This window comes from Arthrobacter sp. 92 (genome assembly GCF_050260325.1).
Lineage (GTDB): Bacteria > Actinomycetota > Actinomycetes > Actinomycetales > Micrococcaceae > Arthrobacter.
The window spans coordinates 4,318,357-4,335,771 of sequence record NZ_CP189863.1; the positions used below are offsets into that span (position 1 = coordinate 4,318,357).

General features: G+C 66.1%; 17 protein-coding genes. 9 read left to right on the forward strand and 8 right to left on the reverse strand.

Annotated features, from left to right (window positions below; genetic code table 11):
* Positions 1-392 precede the first annotated feature (392 nt).
* On the reverse strand, positions 393-1,148 hold the full coding sequence (locus tag ACP4XC_RS20035) for an IclR family transcriptional regulator (protein WP_427172465.1): 756 nt from the start codon (positions 1,146-1,148) through the stop codon (positions 393-395).
* Between the two features lie 220 nt (positions 1,149-1,368).
* Between ACP4XC_RS20035 and ACP4XC_RS20040 the strand changes: the two genes are divergently transcribed.
* From ACP4XC_RS20040 to ACP4XC_RS20065, 6 genes are all read left to right on the forward strand, one after another.
* Positions 1,369-2,781, forward strand: coding sequence for an NAD-dependent malic enzyme (locus ACP4XC_RS20040; RefSeq protein WP_427172466.1), 1,413 nt, complete (start codon positions 1,369-1,371; stop codon positions 2,779-2,781).
* Positions 2,782-2,807: 26 nt separating this feature from the next.
* Positions 2,808-4,406 (forward strand): malate synthase A, encoded by a 1,599-nt coding sequence (gene aceB / locus ACP4XC_RS20045; protein ID WP_427172468.1) that lies wholly within the window; start codon positions 2,808-2,810, stop codon positions 4,404-4,406.
* Positions 4,407-4,409: 3 nt separating this feature from the next.
* The gene (locus ACP4XC_RS20050) at positions 4,410-5,729 is read left to right on the forward strand and encodes a DUF6986 family protein (protein ID WP_427172470.1); all 1,320 of its coding nucleotides are present in this window, start codon (positions 4,410-4,412) and stop codon (positions 5,727-5,729) included.
* The gene (locus ACP4XC_RS20055; protein WP_427172471.1) at positions 5,726-6,538 is read left to right on the forward strand and encodes a bifunctional allantoicase/(S)-ureidoglycine aminohydrolase; all 813 of its coding nucleotides are present in this window, start codon (positions 5,726-5,728) and stop codon (positions 6,536-6,538) included. The genes ACP4XC_RS20050 and ACP4XC_RS20055 overlap by 4 nt, the downstream gene beginning before the upstream one ends.
* 121 nt (positions 6,539-6,659) lie before the next feature.
* Complete coding sequence (locus ACP4XC_RS20060) at positions 6,660-7,595, forward strand: CHAD domain-containing protein (protein WP_427172473.1); 936 nt, start codon at positions 6,660-6,662, stop codon at positions 7,593-7,595.
* A 109-nt stretch (positions 7,596-7,704) separates the two neighbouring features.
* A complete protein-coding gene (locus ACP4XC_RS20065; protein WP_427172474.1) occupies positions 7,705-7,989 on the forward strand; it encodes a hypothetical protein in 285 nt (94 codons plus the stop codon).
* Positions 7,990-8,089: 100 nt separating this feature from the next.
* Here the strand turns inward: ACP4XC_RS20065 and ACP4XC_RS20070 are convergent, their stop codons facing one another.
* The 3 genes from ACP4XC_RS20070 to ACP4XC_RS20080 form a co-directional block, all read right to left on the reverse strand.
* On the reverse strand, positions 8,090-8,791 hold the full coding sequence (locus ACP4XC_RS20070; RefSeq protein WP_427172476.1) for an HAD family hydrolase: 702 nt from the start codon (positions 8,789-8,791) through the stop codon (positions 8,090-8,092).
* Between the two features lie 14 nt (positions 8,792-8,805).
* Positions 8,806-9,135 carry a YegP family protein gene (locus ACP4XC_RS20075; RefSeq protein ID WP_427172478.1) on the reverse strand — a complete coding sequence of 110 codons (330 nt, stop codon included), beginning with the start codon at positions 9,133-9,135 and terminating at the stop codon, positions 8,806-8,808.
* A 119-nt stretch (positions 9,136-9,254) separates the two neighbouring features.
* Positions 9,255-10,127, reverse strand: coding sequence for a fumarylacetoacetate hydrolase family protein (locus tag ACP4XC_RS20080; protein WP_427172480.1), 873 nt, complete (start codon positions 10,125-10,127; stop codon positions 9,255-9,257).
* 167 nt (positions 10,128-10,294) lie between these two features.
* Between ACP4XC_RS20080 and ACP4XC_RS20085 the strand changes: the two genes are divergently transcribed.
* Positions 10,295-10,999 (forward strand): hypothetical protein, encoded by a 705-nt coding sequence (locus ACP4XC_RS20085; protein WP_427172482.1) that lies wholly within the window; start codon positions 10,295-10,297, stop codon positions 10,997-10,999.
* 24 nt (positions 11,000-11,023) lie between these two features.
* Here ACP4XC_RS20085 and ACP4XC_RS20090 read toward each other — a convergent pair whose 3' ends face one another.
* Complete coding sequence (locus ACP4XC_RS20090; RefSeq protein WP_427172484.1) at positions 11,024-12,817, reverse strand: glycoside hydrolase family 15 protein; 1,794 nt, start codon at positions 12,815-12,817, stop codon at positions 11,024-11,026.
* Between the two features lie 196 nt (positions 12,818-13,013).
* Between ACP4XC_RS20090 and ACP4XC_RS20095 the strand changes: the two genes are divergently transcribed.
* Positions 13,014-13,745, forward strand: a complete 732-nt coding sequence (locus ACP4XC_RS20095; protein ID WP_427172485.1) for a DUF72 domain-containing protein — start codon at positions 13,014-13,016, stop codon at positions 13,743-13,745.
* A gap of 40 nt (positions 13,746-13,785) precedes the next feature.
* Complete coding sequence (locus ACP4XC_RS20100) at positions 13,786-14,844, forward strand: App1 family protein (RefSeq protein WP_427172486.1); 1,059 nt, start codon at positions 13,786-13,788, stop codon at positions 14,842-14,844.
* A gap of 50 nt (positions 14,845-14,894) precedes the next feature.
* On the opposite strand, the gene ACP4XC_RS20105 is transcribed toward ACP4XC_RS20100, so the two are convergent.
* From ACP4XC_RS20105 to ACP4XC_RS20115, 3 genes are all read right to left on the reverse strand, one after another.
* A complete protein-coding gene (locus ACP4XC_RS20105) occupies positions 14,895-16,460 on the reverse strand; it encodes a glycoside hydrolase family 1 protein (protein ID WP_427172487.1) in 1,566 nt (521 codons plus the stop codon).
* An 84-nt stretch (positions 16,461-16,544) separates the two neighbouring features.
* Positions 16,545-16,937, reverse strand: a complete 393-nt coding sequence (locus ACP4XC_RS20110; RefSeq protein ID WP_427172488.1) for a hypothetical protein — start codon at positions 16,935-16,937, stop codon at positions 16,545-16,547.
* Positions 16,938-16,998: 61 nt separating this feature from the next.
* Positions 16,999-17,355 carry a J domain-containing protein gene (locus tag ACP4XC_RS20115; protein WP_427172489.1) on the reverse strand — a complete coding sequence of 119 codons (357 nt, stop codon included), beginning with the start codon at positions 17,353-17,355 and terminating at the stop codon, positions 16,999-17,001.
* Positions 17,356-17,415: the final 60 nt, after the last annotated feature.

The following is a 17,415-nucleotide window of genomic DNA, read 5'->3' on the forward strand; positions in this document are numbered from 1 at the left end:
CCCCGCATCCGTCACCATCCCGGTCTTCGGCCACCTCATCACCGGCCCCCGTCAAGACGGTCCGGGAAATCGACACGGTGTTCGCCGTGCTCCTGGGCGGCCTGGTCCTCGTCTGGCTGCGTGGGCATCAACATCGTGGCCAGCTTCATCTCCCCGGCCTTCAACCCCGGCACCGTCAGCGACGGAACCGCCGTCTCGGGCGAACCGCCGCCAAAGGCGAACCGTCACCGAAGGCGAGCCCCCCGCCGTCGAGCTTTCCTCCAGCGCGAACGGACACTTAAGGCACGGTCTTCTTTGGAGGCTTAAGTGTCCGTTCGCGCTCAGTCAGCTCTCAGGGGCCCAACGACGGCGGACGCCCACGTGGGGCTTAAGTGTCCGTTCCCGCCGGGCCGTCAGCTTTGGTTGAGCTCGTCGGAGATCGCCTGCGCGGCCTCGCGCAGCAGCGGCACAGCGCGTTCCGCGAAGGACTGATCCACGCGCGACACCGGTCCGGACACCGAAATGGCCGTGGGAGTCGGCGCGTTCGGGACCGCCATGGCGAAGCAGCGGACGCCGATCTCCTGCTCCTCCTCGTCGATGGAGTAGCCGCGTTCACGGATCAGCTTCAGGTCCAGGAGCAGGGAATCGATGTCGCCGATGCTCTTGGGCGTGGGGGTCGGCATGCCGCTGCGATGGACGATCCCTCGGACGGTGTCGTCATCCAGCTGGGCCAGGATCGCCTTGCCCACACCCGTGGCGTGCGTGTGGGCGCGGCGGCCCACCTCGGTGAACATGCGCATGGAGTGCAGGGACGGCACCTGCGCCACGTAGATAACCATGTCCGAATCCAGCACAGCCATGTTGGCAGTCTCCCCCAGCCGGTCCACAAGGGACTTCAGCTGCGGCCGGGCCAGTGCACCGAGCTGCTTGTTGGCGCCTTCGCCGAGCCGGATGAGCCGCGGGCCCAGTGCATACCGGCGGTTGGGCAGCTGGCGGATGTAGCCGAGCGTGACCAGTGTGCGCAGCAGGCGGTGGATGGTGGGGAGCGGCAGATCGGTGGAGGAAGAGAGCTCGCTGAGTGTGACGTCTCCGCCGGCGTCAGTAATCAGTTCCAAAAGTTCGAAGACGCGCTCAACTGACTGCACGCCTCCTGAGGCCTTTTCAGCCATAACCGTGGTCTCCTGCGGTATCGATTCCGACAACTCTTATCCACATCGTGAAAAAAATTGCTTAGAAGACCCAAGATACAGCACGGATCGGCCCTCGTCGATGAAGCCGCAGAGCTTGTGTTTCCACAAAGTAGATAATAATATCCATAATACGAAAACATTTGATTGAGCAGTACGCCCGACGCCCTCAGCGTCCGGGCCCGACCAGGAGGAACATTCAATGGCGAACCCGAGCCCCGGAAATTCGATCACCCTGCGCGTAGAGGCACCGTCCAGCTTCACCGCGACGAGCGAACTGGCCGCCGCGGTCGGAGCTGCGGGAGCAGCCATCACGGCCCTGGACGTGACTGAGTCCCACCACGAGACCCTGATTGTGGACGTTACCTGCAACACCACCGACGACGAGCATGCCGCGCGCGTCAAGGACGCCCTGAACGCGCTCGACGGCGTCACGGTCCAGCACGTCTCGGACCGCACCTTCCTGATGCACCTTGGCGGCAAGCTCGAGGTGGTCCCGAAGGTTGCCCTCCGGAACCGCGACGATCTGTCCCGCGCCTACACTCCCGGCGTCGCCCGCGTCTGCCTCGCCATCGCGGAAGACCCGGCAGCCGCACGCAACCTGACGGTCAAACGGAACACGATCGCCGTCGTCACCGACGGCTCCGCTGTCCTGGGCCTGGGCAACATCGGCCCGGCTGCCGCCCTTCCGGTAATGGAAGGCAAGGCCGCGTTGTTCAAGCAGTTCGCCAACGTGGACGCGTGGCCGGTGTGCCTGGACACCCAGGACACCGAAGAGATCATCAAGATCGTCAAGGCGATCGCTCCGGTGTACGGCGGCGTAAACCTTGAGGACATCGCCGCGCCGCGCTGCTTCGAGATCGAAAACCGGCTCCGGGAGGAACTGGACATCCCGGTCTTCCATGACGACCAGCACGGCACGGCCATCGTCACCCTCGCCGCCCTCGTCAACGCCCTGCGCGTGGTGGACAAGAAGCTCTCCGACGTCAGGATCGTGGTCTCAGGCGTGGGCGCCGCGGGCTCGGCCATCATCCAGCTCCTCAAGGCCCAGGGTGCGCGGCACATTATTGCCGCCGGCCGCTCCGGCGCCATCCACTCAGGCCAGGAGTACAGTGACGAACACCGCAGCTGGATCGCCGCCAACACCAACGAGAACGGCTTCTCCGGCACCCTCCATGAGGCACTCAAGGGAGCGGACGTCTTCATCGGCGTCAGTGCCCCGCATGTGATCGGCGAGGAGCAGGTGGCTTCCATGGCTGATAAGGCGATCGTCTTCGCCATGGCCAACCCCACCCCGGAAATCGACCCGGTGGTAGCGTCGAAACATGCGGCAGTGGTGGCTACGGGGCGCAGCGACTTCCCCAACCAGATCAACAACGTCCTGGCATTCCCGGGGTTCTTCCGCGGGCTGCTCGACGCTGGCGCCTCTGATATCACTCCGGACATGCTCGTGGCAGCGGCGGAGGCCATCGCCAACCGCGTGGCGGACGATGAGCTCAACGCCAGCTACATCATCCCCAGCGTCTTCGACCCGCACGTTGCCGCGGACGTGGCCACGGCCGTCGCTAACGCAGCAGCCGCATCGCGCGCACACCTAGAACCCGCCAACGCCTGATTCGCAGCCTAGAAAGGACCCGGACAATGGCTCTCTCAGTCACAGACCCGCAGCCGATTGCACGTGCAGAGGAAATCCTCACCCCGAAGGCCCTGGCCTTCGTGGAGGAGCTCCACAAGCGGTTTGCGGGAACCCGCGCCGAACTCCTCAAAGCCCGCGTGGCCAAGCGCGAGCAGGTGGCCCGGACCGGAAAGCTTGATTTCCTGCCCGAAACCAAGGATATCCGCGAGGGCGACTGGAAGGTCGCGCCGGCGCCCGCAGCATTGCAGGACCGCCGCGTGGAAATGACCGGCCCTGCTTCGCCGGCCAAGATGGCCATCAACGCCCTCAACTCCGGCGCTAAGGTGTGGCTGGCCGACCTTGAGGACGCCAGCACACCCACCTGGGCTAACGTCATCGACGCCATTCTGAACCTGCGCGACGCCGCCATGGGAACCCTGAGCTACACCTCCCCTGAGGGCAAGGAATACCGGCTCCGCACGGATGCCCCGCTCGCCGTCGTGGTGGCCCGGCCGCGCGGCTGGCACATGGAGGAACGCCACCTCCTGCTCGACGGCGCACACACCGTGGGCGCGCTGGTGGACTTCGGCCTGCACTTCTTCCACACGGCCAAGCAACTGCTCCTCAACGGACAGGGCCCGTACTACTACCTGCCCAAGATGGAGAGCCACCTCGAGGCGCGCCTTTGGAACGACGTGTTCGTCTTCGCGCAGGACTACCTGGGCATCCCGCAGGGCACCATCAAGGCCACGGTGCTGATCGAGACCATCCCAGCAGCGTTCGAGATGGACGAGATCCTGTACGAGCTGCGCGACCACGCCGCCGGCCTGAACGCGGGCCGTTGGGACTACCTGTTCAGCATCATCAAGTACTTCCGCGACGCCGGAGCCGACTTTGTGCTGCCGGACCGCGCCACGGTGGCCATGACGGCGCCGTTCATGCGCGCCTACACCGAGCTCCTGGTCAAGACCTGCCACCACCGCGGCGCCTTCGCCATGGGCGGCATGGCTGCCGTGATCCCCAACCGCCGCGAACCCGAGGTCACCGCCCAGGCGTTCGAGAAGGTCCGCGCCGACAAGACGCGCGAGGCCAACGACGGCTTCGACGGCTCCTGGGTGGCGCACCCGGACCTGGTGCCGGTGTGCCAGGAAGTGTTCGATTCCGTCCTGGGCGAGCGCCCCAACCAGCTGGACAAGCAGCGCCCCGAGGTCAGCGTCACGGCCGAGCAGCTGCTGGACATCGCCTCGGCCGACGGCACGGTCACGGAGGGCGGCCTGCGCCTGAACCTCTACGTCGCCGTCGCATACACGGCCGTGTGGATCTCCGGCAACGGCGCGGTTGCCATCCACAACCTGATGGAGGATGCCGCCACGGCCGAGATCTCCCGGTCGCAGGTCTGGCAGCAGATCCGCAACGGTGTGGTCCTGGCCGATACCGGCAACACGGTCACGCGTGAACTTGTCAGCGCCATCCTTGCCGAGGAAACCGAAAAGCTCCGCGGCGAAGTGGGCGAGGAAGCGTTCGCCAAGTACTACCGGCCCGCGAGCGAACTCATTGCGGACATCTGTCTCTCGGAGGACTACACCGATTTCCTCACCACCCCGGCCTACGAACTGGTGGGCTGAGGCATGCCCGTACCCTCCGGATCCCTCAGCGCGGCCGATCTGGCGCAGATCGACGCGCAGCTGGCCGCCACCGACCAAATGCTGGAGCAGAACTACCCGGGTGACGACGGCTCCCGCCAGCCGGTACATACCGTGTATGTACCCGCTGACCGTTTCACGCCGTCGTTCTCCTCCGACTGGGGCGGCCAGGCGCTGGCGACGGCGGACGCGCATGGGGGCCTGACCCGGCTGGCCCACCTGCTCGGCCAGGACGCCGAACTCGCCGAGGCCGTCGCGGCCCGGGTCCAGGCAAAACTGGAATGCGAACCGATCGAGGACCTGCGGCTCGACTTCGAGGACGGGTTCGGGGACAGGGGCAACGACGCCGAGGACGCCGCCGCCGTTGCCGCAGCTTCCGCCGTGGCCGCCGCGGTGGCGGCCGGCACAGCGCCACCGTTTATCGGCATCCGCTTCAAGTGCTTCGAGGCAGCCACCCGGGCCCGCGGCCTGCGCACCCTGGACCTGTTCGTTTCCGGACTGGCCGCAGCGGGCGAGCTGCCGAAGGGCCTGATCCTGACCCTGCCCAAGGTCACCACCGTGGCGCAGGTGAAGGCCATGGACTTCGCTGTGTCCCGGCTCGAGGAAGCCCATTCGCTCCCCGCCGGACGGCTGCGGTTCGAGGTGCAGGTGGAGACGCCGCAGCTCATCCTCGGCCCGGAAGGAACCTCGCCGGTGGCGCAGCTTCCGCACGCCGCCCCGGGACGGATCAGCGGCCTGCACTACGGCACCTACGACTACTCCGCTTCCCTGCAGATCTCGGCTGAATATCAGTCCATGGAGCATCCCGTGGCGGACTTCGCCAAGGAGGTCATGCAGCTGGCAGTGGCCGGAACCGGCATACGGCTTTCGGACGGTTCAACCAACATCATCCCGGTGGGCGACAACGTGGAAAACGCGTGGCGCCTGCACGGCCGGCTGGTGCGGCGCTCCCTGGAACGCGGCTATTACCAAGGCTGGGACCTGCATCCGGCCCAGTTGCCCAGCCGGTTCGCCGCTACCTACGCGTTCTACCGCCAGGGGCTGCCCGCCGCGGCAGCACGGCTGCGGAACTATGTCGAACGCACCGAGGACGGGGTCATGGATGAGCCCGCCACGGCACGCGCGCTGGCCGCGTTCATATTGCGCGGCGTCCAGTGCGGAGCCGTCGGCGCCGAAGACGTCCAGGCGCTTGCCGGTGTCGGAATCCCCCAAGTAACCGGTCTGGCCCACCCCCGGCTGGCGCAGTCCTCCCTGGCCGAGTCCGGCCACTCCCCCACCTCCAACTCCCAAGGAACCCATTCATGAGCAACTATTTCTACCCCGAAGGCGGCCTGCCGCCGCAGACGCAGCTCCTCACGGACCGCGCCGTGGTCAAGGAGGCCTACACCGTCATTCCCAAGGGCGTGCTGCGGGACATCGTCACCTCCAACCTTCCCGGCTGGACCAACACCCGCGCCTGGATCATCGCCCGGCCCATCGCCGGCTTTGCCACCACGTTCTCGCAGCTCATCGTTGAGGTGGCACCCGGCGGAGGGTCCCGGAAACCGGAGGCGGAGGCCGGCGTCGAAGGGGTCATCTTCCTGACCAAGGGCAAGCTGGATCTGAGCCTCGACGGCGAAATCCACCACCTTGAAGAGGGCGGCTACGCCTACCTCGCCGCCGGCGCCGACTGGTCCGTGAAGAACGACTCGGACGGCATCGCCAGCTTCCAGTGGGTCCGCAAGGCCTACGAGCCGCTGGAGGGCTTCACCGCCAAGTCCTTCGTGACCCGCGACCAGGACGTCGAGCCGCGGCCGATGCCTGGAACCAACGGCGCCTGGGCCACCACCCGGTTCGTGGACCCGGACGACATGGCGCACGACATGCACGTCAACATCGTCACGTTCCAGCCCGGCGCGTCCATCCCGTTCGCCGAAACCCACGTGATGGAACACGGACTCTTTGTCCTCGAAGGCAAGGCCGTTTACCGCCTCAACGACGACTGGGTGGAGGTGGAGGCCGGTGATTTCATGTGGCTCCGCGCCTTCTGCCCGCAAGCCTGCTACGCCGGCGGCCCGGGCAACTTCCGCTACCTGCTGTACAAGGACGTCAACCGCCAGATCCGCCTCACCTAACCGCCGCCCCGACGCCGCCGAGATCGCCGGGAGGCTGCGAATTCGCCGCAGGCTTCCGGCGATTTCGCACGTTTCCGACGACGTCGACGGCGGCTGCCCCCACACGGACGTAGAGTGAAGCATGGCGACCCCAGGATCCCATCCCGCAGACACCCCCGCCACTCCCGACGCCAACCCGCAGCGGGCGATCTCCGCACGGTCCTCCGCAGGCGACGTCCTCCTCGACTACCTGACGCGGCAGGTCGCCGAACTCCGGCAGCAGGCCCCGCTGGTACACAAGGACGCGCCGGACTCCGTTCACCAGATGCGGATGGCCGCCCGCCGCCTCCGGTCGGCACTGGCCACCGGAAAGAAGCTGTTCGACGACGGCGCCGTCGAGGGCATTCGCGCCGAACTGAAGTGGCTCTCGGGGGCGCTGGGGGCGGCCCGGGATCCTGAAGTAGTGAACGAGCGCCTCAGGGCCCTTCTGGCGCAGGAGCCCCCGGAACTGGTCTTCGCCGCAGCCGCGGAGCGCATCGATGCCGAGCTTTCCTCCGCCGCAGCGGCTGGCAGGGTCGCCGCACTGGAGGCCCTCGACGGCGGCCGCTACCGGCGACTTCTCGGCAGCCTGGACACGCTGCTGGCCGCCGCACCCCTGGCGGACAGGGCCTCCGCCCCCGCGCCCAAGGCGATGCGCAAGCTCCTGGCCAAGGAAAAGGCCCGTGTGCGCGGCAGGGTCCGTGCGCTCGATGAGCCGGCAGAAGAGCCTGTGTCACGGGATGTGAGGCTGCACGAGATCCGCAAGGCAGCCAAGCGGGTGCGCTATGCCGCCGAGACCGCGCGTCCGGTGGTCGGCAAAAAGGCCCGGCGGGCGGAAAAAGCGGCCCATGAGATACAGGCGATCCTCGGCGTCCACCAGGACAGTGTTGTGGCGCGCGCCCTTCTGGCCGAACTCGGCAGCCGTGCCCTCCGCAGCGGTGAGAACGGCTTTACCTACGGCAGGCTTCACGCCGCGGAAGAGGCCCTGGCGCGAAGTGCGGAAGCGGACTTCTTCAAGGCGTGGAAGAAATTCCCGTGACGGGGCGGGCGTCGCTGGCGGGGCCGCGGCGGCTTTGCGGCAACCCTTGCCTGCAGGCCTCCGGAATCATAGCGTTGGGTTACCCCTGAGCCCGAGGAAAGGCATGTCGATGACCCTGAACCAGCCGGACCCTGTGGAAATTTCAACCAGGATGCGCCCCGGCGAGTGGACCGAAAAAAGTCTGGAAGAAGTGATTACCCTGTACCGCGCCAAATTGATGGAAATGGGCGCGGTGGCCGGGGAAATTGTGACCGAGGTGGAACGCGACGACGACGGATCGGTGAGCGTCGCGCTCTCGTGGAGCAGGATCCCTGCCCGGCACGCGGCCCCCGCCGGTGGCAATCCTGCGGGCAGAACCCCCGCAGGCGCGTCCCCTGCGGCCGAACCGGCCTAGCCAGCCCGGCGGAGCCGCCCTGTCCCCGCGCCACAGTCCCCGCGGCCAGTTCCCGCGCACAGCCCCCGCCGGCCTGGGGCCGTTCGGCGGGGCTGCTCATTTACAGGGGCCGGCGCGCCAGCTTTCCGATGGCGCTGTCCCTTAGGTTTTCCAGCAGCTCCCGCGGGCCCGAATAGATTTCAACGGCACCGGCTTCGCTCAATTCAGCTGCGCTGGTTCCGCCGCAGGTCAGTCCGATAGTGGGAATGTCCAGACGTGCGGCGGCATAGACGTCCCAGACTGAGTCCCCCACATAGACCACGTCCGCGGCATGAAGCTCAACAGCCCTGAGAGCCGCCTCCAGGATGTCCGGAGCCGGCTTGCTCTCCTTCGCATCGTTGGCGCTGGTGGAGGCGTGGATAAACGAATCGGCCCGGAGCGTGGATCTCAACACGTCCAGGTCCCGTTCGCGGGCCGACGACGCCAGCGCCACGGCCAGGCCGCTCTCGCAGCATTGCGCCAGAAGGTCCCGGGCTCCGTCGAAGGCGCGCAGGCCAGGCCAGAACGTGGAGAACACTGCTCCGTGCGCCGCCATGATCGCCTGGTCCTCGGAACGGTCCCGGCCCGGCAGCACGTTGTCCAGCAGGTTGGCCCCGCCCATCCCCACGGACCGGTGAATCGAGGCCATGGGAACGTCCAGCCCCGCCTGCCGGAACGCCTGCCACCACGCAATCGTGTGCAGGTACGCCGAGTCTATGAGGGTTCCGTCAACGTCGAAAAGTACCCCCCGGTTTCGCCTGCCGCCCGGCCTGGTGTTCTGCATGCTCAGCTCTCGCCTCACGCCCGGCGTTCGGGTTGATGGTGGGACCGGGCACGTTTCTGGCTCGTCGCGCCCGTTGGCCTGCCCGAGCCAAGACCGCTTGCGCTCTTGACCAGCTTGCTGTGCTGCCTCATGGAGGGCTGCTTCAGCGCCCCTGTTTGCTGATCCCGGCTGAGGTCGCGGATCAGCCCTGTCCCGGCGATTTCACGCGCCTTGGCAACTCCCGCCACCGCGGCCCTCTTGGTGGGAAAGGTGACCGTGATTGCCATCAGTTCACCGGCCCCGTCCAGAAGCCTGATGCGGTATCCGCCATCGGGGGCATCAACCAGCTCGAAATATCCAGCCATTTGCATCTCCTCCGTACGTCACCTCAAAGTGAGGTATTAGTAAGTATACTTACTGACGTGGCGGAGGGAAGCCCGAACCACAGAATTCAGGCCAAGGCGTCTTCAAAGCCCAGGCGTCGTCAAAGACCGGAAGCCCGGCGGAGGTTCTGGCGCTGGCGGCCCAGGCCCTCCGCTTCCAGCTCAAGCACATCGCCGTCCTGCAGGTATGGAAAACGGCCCGAGAGCGCCACGCCTTCCGGTGTTCCGGTCAGGATGACGTCGCCCGCTTCCAGCACCATGAACTGGCTCAGGTGATGCACCAGCGCCGGAACGCCAAAGATCAGGTCCGCCGTCGACGAGTCCTGACGCGGCTCACCGTTGACCCAGGTCCGCAGCCGAAGGGACGACGGGTCCAGGTCCTCCGCGGGAACGAACCATGGGCCAAGGGGGGTGGACCCTGGCAGGGACTTTCCCTTGACCCACTGGCCGGCCGCACCAGGCAGCTGGTACTCCCGCTCCGAAAGATCGTTCGCCAGGACGTATCCGGCAACGCAGCCCATCGCGTCCTCCGTCGGCGCCAGATAGCTCGCGCGCCGGCCGATCACCACGGCCAGCTCCACTTCCCAATCGAACTTCACGGACGACGGCGGAATCCGGGCGTCGTCGAATGGGCCGGCCACCGTGTTGCTGGGCTTGAGGAAAACAACAGGGACATCGGGGACGGCGGCGCCTGACTCGGCGGCATGGCCGGCGTAGTTCAGGCCGATTCCAATCACCGCGCCCGGGCGCGACAGGGGCGCACCAACACGCAGCCCGGCCGCCCCGGTTAGCTCCGGCAAGTTCCCGGCCGCGAGCGCCTCCCTCGTCCGGGAGATCCCGCCCCCCTCCAGGAACGTACCGCCGATGTCGGCGGTAAGTCCCGCGAGGGAATACCATTTTTCGCCCGCCCCACTGCCGCCGGGCTGTACGGCTGGCTGTTCACTACCAGGGTCTCCGAGACGCGCAAATTTCACCGGTCAACACTCCTTAGTGCCTGCTGCAAATGGACTCCCGACCATGGAACCACGCCGCGGAGGCCTCTTCCCAGCTGAACGAAATGTGACTGCGCGGGCCCCTTCTATTCCGATTCGTGGCCCGGAGTCCTAAACTTGGCGGCAAGGCGACATGAGGGAGACCTCAAGTGAAAACAAAGATTCTCACGGTGTTCCTAACTTCACTTTTGCTGGTTACGGCGGCCCTTGCGGCCCCCTCGGTATCCGTCGCTGCGGACACGTCCGCGCCTTCCGGAGCTTCCGTGAAGGTGGTCGATACCGCGGCCAATATCACCGATCCGGCATGGTTCGTCAATGCCTATAACGCCGGAGTTCGTCTTTATGTGCTGCATTCGACCGCATGGGGAACCTGCTCCCCTTGGGACCGGACCCAGCAACAGCTGAAGATGGCACTCGATGCTGGACTAAAGATCGCCGCGTATACCCGCAATGCCCAGTGCTGGCAGGGCGGGATAGAGGCCACGGGTACGTACCGGGACCAACTGCAATTCTTCGCCCTGGATGTCGAGACGGGCGAGCCCCCGGTGACGCGGGACATGGTGGATGGCGTCATCGGCATGGGGGTTCAGCCGGTCATCTACAGCACCCACACCATGTGGCCGGCCATCATGGCCAACAGCAGCGACTTTTCGGACCTGCCGCTCTGGGACGCGGATCCGCGCTCCTTCGACTTTACGCAGTGGATTCCAGACCACCTGGCACCCCTGCCGGTTGCCTACGGCGGCTGGAACATCGCCGGCAACATGCGGGTGGGGATCCAGCAGAAGTTCAACCAGAACCTGGGCGGAGTCCTGGTGGATCTGAACTCCTTTGACGCCAGCTTCCTCCGTTAGGGGGTTCCGCAAGCAGGCGCAGCCTCACCTGCCGCGCAGCGGGGAGTCGCTACGCTGCAGGGTGTCCGTATGAAGTTCCATCGCGCTCCTGATCAGGGCGAAATGGCTGAAAGCCTGGGGCGTGTTGCCCAACTGCCTTCCTTCGTCCACCCCCCATTCCTCACTGAGGAGCCCCACATCATTGCGCAGGGCCAGCAGCCGCTCGAACAGCTCCTTGGCCTCCCGGCGCCGGCCGACACCCACCAGCGCGTCCACCAGCCAGAACGAGCAGGCCAGGAACACGCCCTCGCCCCCCGGCAGCCCGTCGTCGCTGTCCGCCGGCCGGTATCGCAAAAGGAAGCCGTCGTGGGTCAGTTCCCGCTGAACGGCGTCTATGGTGCCCACCACCCGGGGATCGTCCGGCGGCAGGAATCCCACCCGTGGGATCAGGAGCAGGCTGGCGTCCAGCTCAGGTCGCCCGTAGGACTGCACGAACGTGTTCCGCCCGGCGTCGAATCCGTGCGTCATGACATCGGCGTGGATCCTGTCCCGCAGTTCCTCCCACCGGTCCGCGGCTCCAGTCAGGCCGAAGTCACGCACGCCCTTCACCATTCGGTCCGCCGCGACCCAGGCCATCACTTTCGAGTGGGTGAAGTGGCGGCGGGGGCCGCGCATCTCCCACAAGCCGTTGTCCGGCCGGTGCCAGACTCGCTCAAGGTGCTCCATGAGGGCAACCTGGACGTCCCAGGCCTCATCAGTGTGCTTCAGCAGCGAATTCCGGGTGAGGGCCAGGCAGTCCAGGACCTCCCCCCACACATCCAGCTGCAGCTGCCCGGCGGCACCGTTCCCGATCCGGACCGGGGTGGATTTTTCATAGCCGGCGAGCCAAGGGAGCTCCATTTCCGGTAACCGGCGTTGCCCGTGGATGCCGTACATGATCTGCAGATCCGCCGGGTCTCCGGCCACGGCCCGCAACAGCCAGTCGCGCCAGGAGGCGGCCTCATCGGTGTAACCCGCGGCAAGCATGGCCTGCAAAGTCAAGGTGGCGTCCCTCAGCCAGCAGTACCGGTAGTCCCAGTTTCGCGGGCCGCCCAGCTGTTCGGGCAAGGATGTTGTCACGGCGGCAACGATGCCGCCGGTGGGGGCATACGTCAGCGCCTTCAGGGTGATCAGCGAGCGCTGGACGGCGTCACGGTAGGACCCGGTGATCCTGCATTTCGCGGACCAGTTCCGCCAGAACGTTTCGGTTGAGTCAAGCACGGCTTCCGGGTCGATGACCCTCGGCCGCTGAAGATGGCTGGGAGTCCAGGTGAGCACAAAAGGCACCCTTTCGCCGGCGTGGACCGTGAAGTCGCTTACGGTGTGCATGTGCTCGCCGCGCAACGGTGCTTCCGTGACCAGGTAGGCCGCGTCGGGTCCGGCGATGGCATGGATGCCGTAATCGTCGTGCCGCACCCAGGGCACGATGTTGCCGTAGTCGAACCGCAGCGCCAGTTCGCCGTGCATCTTCACTGTGCCCCGGATGCCCACCACGATCCTGACGATATCCGCCACATCATCGCGCGGGGGCATGAAGTCAATGATCTTCACCTTCCCGGTGGGGGTCTCCCATTCGGTTTCAAGGATCAGCGTGCCCTTGCGGTACCGGCGCCCGGCGCATTCGCCGCCGTCCGCCGGCGCCAGGAGCCAGCGTCCGGCTTTCGGAGTGTCAAGCAGCGCACTGAAGCAGGCCGGGGAGTCGAAGCGCGGCAGGCACAGCCAGTCGATGGAGCCTTCCGTGCTGATCAATGCCGCCGTGTGCAGATCCCCGACGATCGCGTAATCCTCGATGCGTGCCATGTCCCTTACAGTGCCATATGTGGTCTCCACAGGCGAGGTTCAGGCCCGCAACGCCGGTGGCGCCGCCGGTTTGCCTCCTCTCCGCCGCGACGCACTACTATCCATTCATGCTGCAACGGAACTTTGGCTCCGCGTCTGCCGCTCCCGCCGCCCGAAGTTTCGGAGCCAATGCCGCCGGCCAGGAGCGGGTGGGACCATGAGTCTGCATATCGGCACCTCCGGCTGGAGCTACGACCATTGGGAAAACGTGCTCTACCCGCCCGGGCTTCCGGCCCGTGACCGGCTGGCACACTACGTGTCGCGCTTTGCCACCGTTGAACTCAATGCCAGCTTTTACCGCTGGCCGCGGGAGTCATCGTTCATCAGCTGGCACCGCCGCCTGCCCGAAGGCTTCACCATGTCCGTCAAGGCGCCCCGGGGGCTGACGCACGGGAAGAAGCTTTACTCCCCCGAGGTCTGGGTGGAGCGAATCATCAGGTGCTGGCATGAGCTCGGCGACAAACGGGGCGTCCTCCTGGTCCAGCTGCCCCCGGATTTCGCCCGGGATGACGCGAGGTTGGACTATTTCCTGGCGCTGCTGCCGTGGTGGGTCCGCGTTGCGGTGGAGTTCCGGCATCCCAGTTGGGACCACGACGACGTGTATGCACTGCTGGAGCGCCACGGGGCCGCCTACTGCATCATGAGCGGCGCCCACCTCCCGTGCATCCTCCGGGCCACGGCACCGTTTGTCTACGTCCGAATGCACGGGCCGGACCATGAGTATCTCTACGGTGGTTCATATTCGGACGATGACCTGCGGTGGTGGGCGGATCGGATCCGCGAGTGGCAGGGGTCCGGCAAGGACGTGTACGTCTACTTCAACAATGACGGCGGCGGCAACGCCGTGCGGAACGCCAGCACCCTGCGTTGGCTTCTCGGCGACGGCTGAATCACCGTGCCGCAGTGTTCCACTGTGGCAGAGTGGAAGCATGGAATTGGGTTCGCAGGAATCGACGCCGTCCGGAAGCCATGTTTTCCGGCTGGCGCACAGGGTGTCGGATACAGCCAACAGCATCCGCATACGGTTGGCCCGGCGTTGGAAATTTGTCCCGCAGACCATCGAATATCAAGGCTACGGCTCCACTGAATGGGTGCGCGTGCTCGGCAGGGTTGTGCTCACCAGCAAGCCCGCGCCCGGCAGCCGGGCCGAGCACGCCGCCCAGAACGGCAACCAGAACATTCGTGGCTGGCGGGCCTTCACCAGCGCCCCGCTGCCGTACACCGATGTTCAGATCGAAATCGGCGGCGTGGTGACCCGGGTCAAAGCTGACCGCGGTGGCCTGGTGGACACCGTGGTGCCCGTTTCACTTTCCCCCGGCTGGCATACCGCCGTCCTCCGGGCCGAGGGGACCGAGGCCGTGGAGGCCAATATCCTGATCATCGCCCCGGAGACCACATTCGGGATTGTCTCCGACATCGATGACACCGTTATGGTGACCGCCCTGCCCCGGCCCTTCCTGGCCCTGTGGAACACCTTTGTGCTGAGTGAGCGGGCGCGCATGGCGACGCCCGGGATGCCAGTGCTGCTGGACCGGCTGGTGGTGGAACATCCGGACGCTCCAGTCATCTATCTGTCCACGGGGCCGTGGAATGCCGCGCCCACGCTCGCGCGTTTCCTCAGCCGGAACATGTACCCGGCGGGACCCCTTCTGCTTACTGATTGGGGGCTCACCCAGGACCGCTGGTTCCGCAGCGGCCAGGAGCACAAAAGCCGCAACCTGGAGCGTTTGGCCGAGGAATTCCCGGGAATTCGTTGGTTGCTGATCGGCGACAACGGCCAGCATGATGAACAGATTTACTCCCGGTTCGCCCAGTCGCATGGGGACCGGGTGGCGGCCATCGCCATCCGCCAATTGTCCGTGGGCGAGTCAGTGCTGGCCGGCGGGCACTCGGAAACCGGGGACCACAGCGCCTCCAAGGTTCCGTGGATCTACTCCCCCGACGGCGCCGGCATCTCGAAGGGGCTCCGGGACTTAAAGGTCATCTGAACCGGACGCCGGCACCCCCGGGATCCGGCGTCCGGCACCCCGGCGCCAGGTCACGGCACCGGGTCGGGCTCACCGGTAAGGCCGGATGCTTCCCCGACGGCGGGCGCCTCCGCAGCGGCCTGTCCGGCGCCCGATGGTTCCCGGATGGCTGAGGCGGCGGCCCCGGCGTCGGCCTCCTTCCGTGCGGCAAGCAACTCCTGGAGCCAGTAGTACGAGGCTTTGGGGGTCCGCTCCAGCGTTTCAAAGTCAACGTGCAGCAGCCCGAACGGCTGCTTGTAGCCCGCGGACCACTCGAAGTTGTCCAGCAGTGACCACACGTAGTAACCCCGCAGGTCAACGGACTCCGCCGCGCCGCCAGGCGCCGTGGCCTCCAGTGCTGTGGCGATGTGCTCCGCCAGGTACCGTAGGCGGCGCTCGTCCGGGATGAGGATCCGGTCCGCTGCCCGGTCCCGGACAACAACGTCCTCGAAGCTCGCTCCCCCCTCGGTGATAAAGACGGGCGGGAGGTTCGGGTAGCGTTCGGCCATTTCCGCCAGTGCCACGGAGATGTACTCGGGTTTGATCGGCCAGCCGTAGGCGGTGGTCTCCGCATCCGGGAATGGCGTGATGTGGAACGGGGCTCCGGGTGCGCTTCCGCTGAGGTCATCCCCCATCGCCTCCGCCATGCCGGGAGGAACGGCTCCTTCTCCGGGCCCCGCGGCCACGCGCGTGGGCATGTAGTAGTTGAGCCCGTAGAAGTCCAGTGGCTGGGAGATCAGGGCCATGTCCGCGGCAGAGGGGCTGAAGGAGGTAAAGAAGGTGGCGGCCCGGATGACATCCGGGTACTTTCCGGTGAGGACAGGGTCGGCGTAGAGCCGGTTCTGAGCCACGTCCATCAGCCCGGAGCTGAGCTTGTCCAGGGGGTTGCTGGACGCCGGGATCATAGGCGAATACACGTTGGTGATGCCGACTTCGCCGGGAACGTTCGCGGCACGCAGCGCCTGCAGGGCCAAACCGTGGCCGAGGAGCTGGTGGTGGACGCTGGGCAACGCCTTGAGGAGCAGCGACTCCCCTGGCGCGTGAAGGCCCAGGGCGTAACCGTTAGTGGTCACGGTGGCCGGCTCATTGACGGTGACCCACCGTGCCACGCGGTCTCCGAAGGCGGCCGCGGCAATGGCGGCGAATTCACCGAGACGATAGGCCGTATCCCGGTTCATCCAGCCCCCTGCCTCGTCCAGGGGCAGCGGCGTGTCCCAGTGATAAAGGGTCACCGTCGGCGAAATGCCGCTGGCCAGGAGCTGGTCCAGAAGGCGGTCGTAGAAGTCCAGCCCCGCGGGGTTCACCGGTCCGCTGCCCCCCGGCTGGATGCGGGACCAGGATAGCGAGAAGCGGTAGGAATCAATGCCCAGTTCCTTCATGAGGGCGACGTCCTGGGGCATACGGTGATAGTGATCGCAGGCAACAACGGGGCTGTGGTCATCCACGATGGCCCCCGGCTTCGCAGCGAACACATCCCAGCCGGACGGTCCGCGGCCGTCCTCGTCAAGGGCTCCCTCGATCTGGAAAGCGGACGTTGCCACCCCCAGGGTGAAGGAAGGCGGGATCATGGCAGCCAAATCTTTGGCGGAAAAGTTCATTGGCTGGATCCCTTATGTAGTTGCCGGGCTGAGTGATTGATTGATTTTAGGCCTCCGCAGGGACCTGCGCCAGAAGGCGCCGTCCTAATCATGCAGCACCGTGTCGGCGCCGAAAAGGAACTCCTTGGCGTGGCTCAGTGCCTTCTTGAAGGCGTCGTTCCTGAGGGTAATGACATGTTCGGTGTCATCCGCAGCTGGCTCCAGGTATCCCGTGAAGCCGGGCCTTAAGACCCAGATGTCGCCCGCGGGAGGCAAATAGAAAACACCGAAGGACCGGTGCTGGGGGTCATCCGGAGTCCAGATGGGAACCACAGCCAAGGCTGCTCCTGTTTCGGGGTGGATCCACTGGGCCCGCGGTAAAGGTTCCTCGTGGGCCTCGGGATCCAGGAACGGAGCCGTACCCGCGCCCCACCGCTTTTCGAACCGTTCGTGGAACGCCGGAATCAGGTGGGAATCATAACGGCGCCAAGCGCTCATGGGGGCTCCTTCTTGCTGTTGTCCGGGTCCGTTCCGGGGCCGCGTTACCAGTGCTTCCGATTCACCGGGGTTCCCAGCGGACCGGGCTGACTCGCAGCAGATGCGGCTGCTGCCGGCTCACGCGGCGGACCGGCACCTCGCGCGGATCGCCGGCCCTCCCGTGGACGGCGGTTTGGCTGTCATAGCGGGTGTCATATTCGGCGCGGCTCCTCGGGTCACGAAGCACCGAATAGGCCTCCATAATCTCCAGCAGAGCCGCTGCGGTGGAGGACCGTCTGCCTGCATCCCTGGCGCTGCCGCCGTCGACGTCGGGGTGGAGGGTCCTCATCAAGGCCCGGTACGCGCGCGAGATTTCCTGCTGAGTGGCAGTTCTGGCCACGTTCAGCGCCGCGTAGTAATCGGGCAGGTAGGCGTCCATTGGACCTGACGGCCGGGACGGCCCCGGTGATTACCGGAGGCCGCCCCGGATTCCTTTCCT